Annotated in this window: 4 protein-coding genes; 3 read left to right on the top strand and 1 reads right to left on the bottom strand. The window is 66.8% G+C overall.

Annotated features, from left to right (window positions below; all coding sequences use genetic code 11):
- Nucleotides 1-130: 130 nt before the first annotated feature.
- On the bottom strand, nt 131-1,381 hold the full coding sequence (locus tag AAF604_24745; GenBank protein ID MEM7052894.1) for a DUF819 family protein: 1,251 nt from the start codon (nt 1,379-1,381) through the stop codon (nt 131-133).
- Between the two features lie 191 nt (nt 1,382-1,572).
- Between AAF604_24745 and AAF604_24740 the strand changes: the two genes are divergently transcribed.
- The 3 genes from AAF604_24740 to AAF604_24730 all read left to right on the top strand — a co-directional run bounded on the left by AAF604_24740 (nt 1,573) and on the right by AAF604_24730 (nt 4,609).
- Entirely contained in the window at nt 1,573-2,670 is a 1,098-nt protein-coding gene (locus AAF604_24740; protein ID MEM7052893.1) for a 3-isopropylmalate dehydrogenase, read from the top strand.
- Between the two features lie 185 nt (nt 2,671-2,855).
- Complete coding sequence (locus tag AAF604_24735) at nt 2,856-3,320, top strand: hypothetical protein (GenBank protein ID MEM7052892.1); 465 nt, start codon at nt 2,856-2,858, stop codon at nt 3,318-3,320.
- Nucleotides 3,317-4,609, top strand: coding sequence for a hypothetical protein (locus AAF604_24730; GenBank protein MEM7052891.1), 1,293 nt, complete (start codon nt 3,317-3,319; stop codon nt 4,607-4,609). The genes AAF604_24735 and AAF604_24730 overlap by 4 nt, the downstream gene beginning before the upstream one ends.
- Nucleotides 4,610-4,954 lie beyond the last annotated feature (345 nt).

Genomic DNA, 4,954 nt, shown 5'->3' with positions numbered 1-4,954 from the left:
AGCGCGTCAGCGCGAGGCGGCGGCGAGAGCCGCCGAGGATGGGGGTGAGGTCGCACGACATGTGCGTGCGACCGAGGGGGGCGCCATTTAGCCCCCCTGTAAAGACGGAGTGCGGCGCTCCGCGCCGCTCTCAAGCGCCGGCGATGACGCGCAGGACCTGACCGCAGAGCCAGGCGGCGTAGGTGCCGAGGGTGTAGCCGAAGACCGCCAGCAGAACGCCCACCGTCGCCAGCGACGGGTGGAAGGCGGAGGCCACCACCGGGGCCGAGGCGGCGCCACCGACGTTGGCCTGGCTGCCCACCGCCATCAGGAAGATCGGCGCTTTGATGATCTTGGCGACGACGATCATCAGGGTGGCGTGAATCACCATCCAGAGGGCGCCGACGGCGAATAACTGGGGGTAGGCGAAGATCGCCTTGAGGTCCATGTGCATGCCGATGGAGGCGATCAAGAAGTAGAGGAAGACGGTGCCGATGCGCGAGGCGCCGGCGCCTTCGAGGGCGCGGAAGCGGGTGCCCGAGAGGATCAGGCCGATGGTGGTGGCGACGACCACGATCCAGAAGAAAGTACTGGTCAGGCTGAAGCGCTCGAGGGCCGGGGCGTTCTCCGCTAGCCACGGGGCGATGCGATCGGCGCAGAAATGAGCGAAGCCGGTGACGCCGACGCCGATGGCGACGATCTGAATCGTCTCCGTGACGGTCGGGATCTTGGCGATGCCGGCCTGGTAGTCGGAGATGCGGCGCTTGAGATCCTCGATGGCGGAGGAGTCGGCGCCGGTGCGCTGGTCGATCTGCTTCTCGCGGCCGGCGGCGATCAGCAGGCAGGCCATCCAGACGTTGGCGACGATCACGTCGACCGCCACCCACACCGAGAAGATGCGGTCGCCGACCCCGAAGACTTCTTTCATGGCGGCCTGGTTGGCGCCGCCTCCGATCCAGCTCCCGGCGACGGTGGTCATGCCGCGCCAGACCGCGTCGGGGCCGTCAACGCCGATCAAATCGGGCGAGATCCAGGCGAAGATCAGCAGGGCCAGAGGGCCGCCGACGACGATGCCGAAGGTTCCGGTGAGGAACATGATCAGGGCCTTGGGGCCGAGGCGCAAGATGCCCGGTATGTCGGTGCTCAGGGTCAGCAGCACCAGCGACGCCGGCAGCAGATAGCGCGACGACACGTAGTAGAGATTCGACTCCTCGGCGGAGATCACCCCCAGGGTGCTGAACACCGAGGGAATGAAGTAGCAGGCCAGGACCGAGGGAAAGAACGTGTAGAACTTCTTCCAACCCGGCTTGCCGCTGTTGGAGGTGGTGAAGACGAAGGCCAGGATCAGGCTGAGAAGGCCCAGAACCACGGCATCGTTGGTGATCAACGGTGTCGAGTGCATCGCATCCTCCGAGTCAAAATCGAATCAGTCGCCCGACTTCATCATGGGTGAAGGCGAGATTCAAATCGCGCCCAGGGCAGGACCGTCGACCGGCCGTTGGTTGGCCGTGGAAGTGCCCGCCGTCAGCGCCGGTCGATGTCTCGCCGGGAGGGGTTCCGAGTCCTCGACAACCTGCTACCATCAGCCCCGCCATGGATCGCAAAGAGACCTCCCACGCCCCCCAGCGCCTCGCCATCATTCCCGGTGACGGCATCGGAAAAGACGTCACCGCCGAGGCGGTCAAAGTGCTCACCGCGGTGCGCGAGCGTTGGAGCCTGCCGCTCGAGATGGTCGAGCTGCCGTGGAACGCGGATCGCTATCTCGAGACCGGCGAATCGCTGCCGGACGGAGCGCTGGAAGATTTCCGCGACAACTACTCGGCGATCTTCATCGGCGCCTACGGCGATCCTCGGGTGCCGGACATGAAGCACGCCGCCGACATCCTGCTCGGCATCCGCTTCGGCCTCGACCTGTTCATCAATCTGCGCCCGATCCAGCTCTTCGACGACAGCCTCTGTCCCCTCAAGGGCCGCTCCGGCTCCGACATCGACATGGTGGTCTTCCGCGAGAACACCGAAGGTGCCTACGTCAACGTCGGCGGCAACTTCAAGCGCGGCACCGCCGAGGAGGTGGCGGTGCAGGAAGAGATCCACACCCGCAAGGGCGTCGAGCGCATCATCCGGGCGGCCTTCGACTATGCCGTCGAGCACGGCCGCCGGGAAGTCTGCATGTCGGACAAGTCGAACGTGATGCGCTATGGCCACGATCTCTGGCAGCGGGTCTTCGCCGAGGTGGCCGAGGAGTATCCGTCGATCGAGACCCGCCACCTCTATGTCGACGCGCTCTGCATGTTGATGGTGCGCAAGCCCGAGACCTTCGACGTCATCGTCACCAACAACATGTTCGGCGACATCATCACCGACCTCGGGGCGGCCCTCCAGGGCGGCCTGGGAATGGCCGCCTCGGCCAACCTCCATCCGGGGCGGACGTCGATGTTCGAGCCGGTCCACGGCTCGGCACCGAAGTACGCCGGCAAGGACGTCGCCAACCCCTTCGGCGCCATCCTGTCGGCGGCGTTGATGCTCGACACCCTCGGCCACGGGGCGGCCCGGCGGGCCATCGAAGAGGCGGTTCGGCACCTGCTGGACAGCGGTCAGACCACCCAAGATCTGGGGGGAACCCTCGGCACCCGCGCCGCCGGCGACGCCGTCGCGGAACGACTGCTCGCCAGCGCTCCGGCAGCGGTCTGACGGCGCCGGCTGGGCGCCCGCTCGCCGCCCTCTGAACCGCGACCGCGAGCTCGTCAGACCCTTCGGCGCGGCGTGCGCCGAGTCCCAATTCCGTGTATCGTTTACACCTTGGCAGGTAGAAGTCCCGCACGCTTGCTTCGCCGCGGCAAGTCTTTTTTTGACCTTCTGCAGCGAAGGAGCATGTTTTGACTCTGCGAAAAGCCACCCAGTCCCTCTTCATTTCGCTGGCAGCGCTGCTGCTGCTGACCCTTCCCCTCGGCGCCAGTCCCGGCGACCAGCCGCCGAAGGAGTGCACCCACCAGGAAACCACCCTCGAGAGCGCTTCCGGCGAGCGTGTGCTCGGCCTACGCGTGGTGCTCGACGAGGCCACCGGAAAGCTGCGGCCGCCGACCGCCGACGAGGCCAAGATGTTCGACGTCGAGCGCCAGGCCGAGCGCAAGAACCTGGTCAGCTTGCCGGGCCTCGCCGGGGGCGTGTTCTTGCTCCTCGGAGACGGCTTTCACAAGCAGGCGGTGGCGACCATCGATGCCTCCGGTGAGGTCGCCGTGACCCACGACGTGGTCGTGGTGGCGCCGCCGGGCGCCGAGACCGGGGAGTCGCCGGAGAACCAAGAGAAGGCAGAATCGGTGCACCAGGAGGTGGCGCCGTGAAGTGGTCGCGAGGGACCTTCTCGCTGGTTGCGCTGCTGGCTCTGTGCGCGACCTTGATCTTGCCGGCCGCGGTGTCGGCACAAGCCCAGTTCGTGCTGGTGAACCTCGACGCCGGGACCGGCCTCGGCCTCGACGACCCCACCGCGGTGGCGCCGGTCGGTGGCAATCCGGGGACGACCCTCGGTCAGCAGCGCCTCAACGTCTTTCAGCGCGCCTTCGATATCTGGGGCCTGCAGCTCAACAGCGTGGTGCCGATTCGGGTACAGGCCACCTTCACGCCCCTCAACTGCGGTCCGACCTTCGCCGTCCTCGGTTCGGCGGGAGCCTTGACCGTCAACCGTGACTTCGCCGGGGCTCCCTTCGCCTCCACCTGGTTCCACGCCGCCCTCGCCAACAGCATCGCCGGAGTCGATCTCGACGCCGGCGCCAGCGACGAGATCCGGGCGCGCTTCAACCGCAGCATCGACTTCAACAACAACTGCCTGAACAACACCAACTGGTACTACGGCCTGGATGGCAACCCGCCGGGGTCGGATATCGACTTTCTGACCGTGGTGCTGCACGAGCTCGGCCACGGTTTGGGCTTCCAGTCCTTTGTCGATGAGGCCACGGGAACATTGCTCGCCGGTTTCGACGACATCTGGAACTGGTTCCTCGGCGACGCCACCCTCCTCAAGCTGTGGGTCAACATGACCAACGCCGAGCGCGTCTTCTCGGCCATCAATACGGGCAACCTGGTGTGGACCGGCCCCAACGTCACCGCCCAGACCGGCAGCCTCACCGGTGGCGTCGGACCCTTCGGCTTCGTCCTGATGTACGCCCCCAATCCGCTCGAGCCCGGGTCGTCCGTCTCTCATTTCGACACCTCCCTGACTCCCAACGAGCTGATGGAGCCGTCGTTCACCAATCTGACCACCGATATCGGCCTGGCCTTCGAGCTTTTCCAGGACATCTCCTGGAGCATGACGCCGGCCGGCTACTCGCTGTACTCGCCGGTGCCGGGGAGCGCCGGCAACACCAACCTGTTCACTTCGGCCGGAGGAACGGCGGGGCAGGACACCTTCCTGATCTTCGGTCTTGCCGGTGGCGTGACGCCGATCCCGGGGTGCCCGGGGGTGAACTCGGCGATCGCCGCACCGCAGCTCCTCACCTTCGGTCCTTCCGACCCCCAGGGGATCTTCAACTTCAGCCTGCCCATCGGCGCCGGTGCGGCGGGGTTGACGGTGCTCTTCGAGGCCGTCGAGCTGTCGAGCTGCCAGGTGTCGAACCTGGTGACCCAGACCTTCTGAGGTTGGCGTGAAAGAGCCACCGTGCCGGACGGCACGGTGGCGGCTTCTTCGGCCGCCTGGTGGCGTTCAGGCGGCCAGCAGGCTGCTGAAAAAATCCGAGTTCGAAGGCTTCCGGCCCGCGTGGGACCCCGAGCCCAGCGGGCGAGGCGGCGCCGAAGGAGCCGAGGTCGGGGCCGCCCTGGATTGGGGTGAAGGCGCGCGACATGCGCGAAGCCGGGCCGCGTAGGCCTGAGGGGGGCGCCTTTTAGCCCAATCCAGGGCGGCCCCGACCTCGGCTCCTTCGGCGCCGCCTCGCCCGCTGGGCTCGGGGTCCCACGCGGGCCGGAAGCCTTCGAACTCGGATTT

The sequence above is a fragment of the Acidobacteriota bacterium genome (assembly GCA_039028635.1).
Lineage (GTDB): Bacteria > Acidobacteriota > Thermoanaerobaculia > Multivoradales > JBCCEF01 > JBCCEF01.
This window is presented reverse-complemented; position numbering and strand designations above follow the sequence as displayed.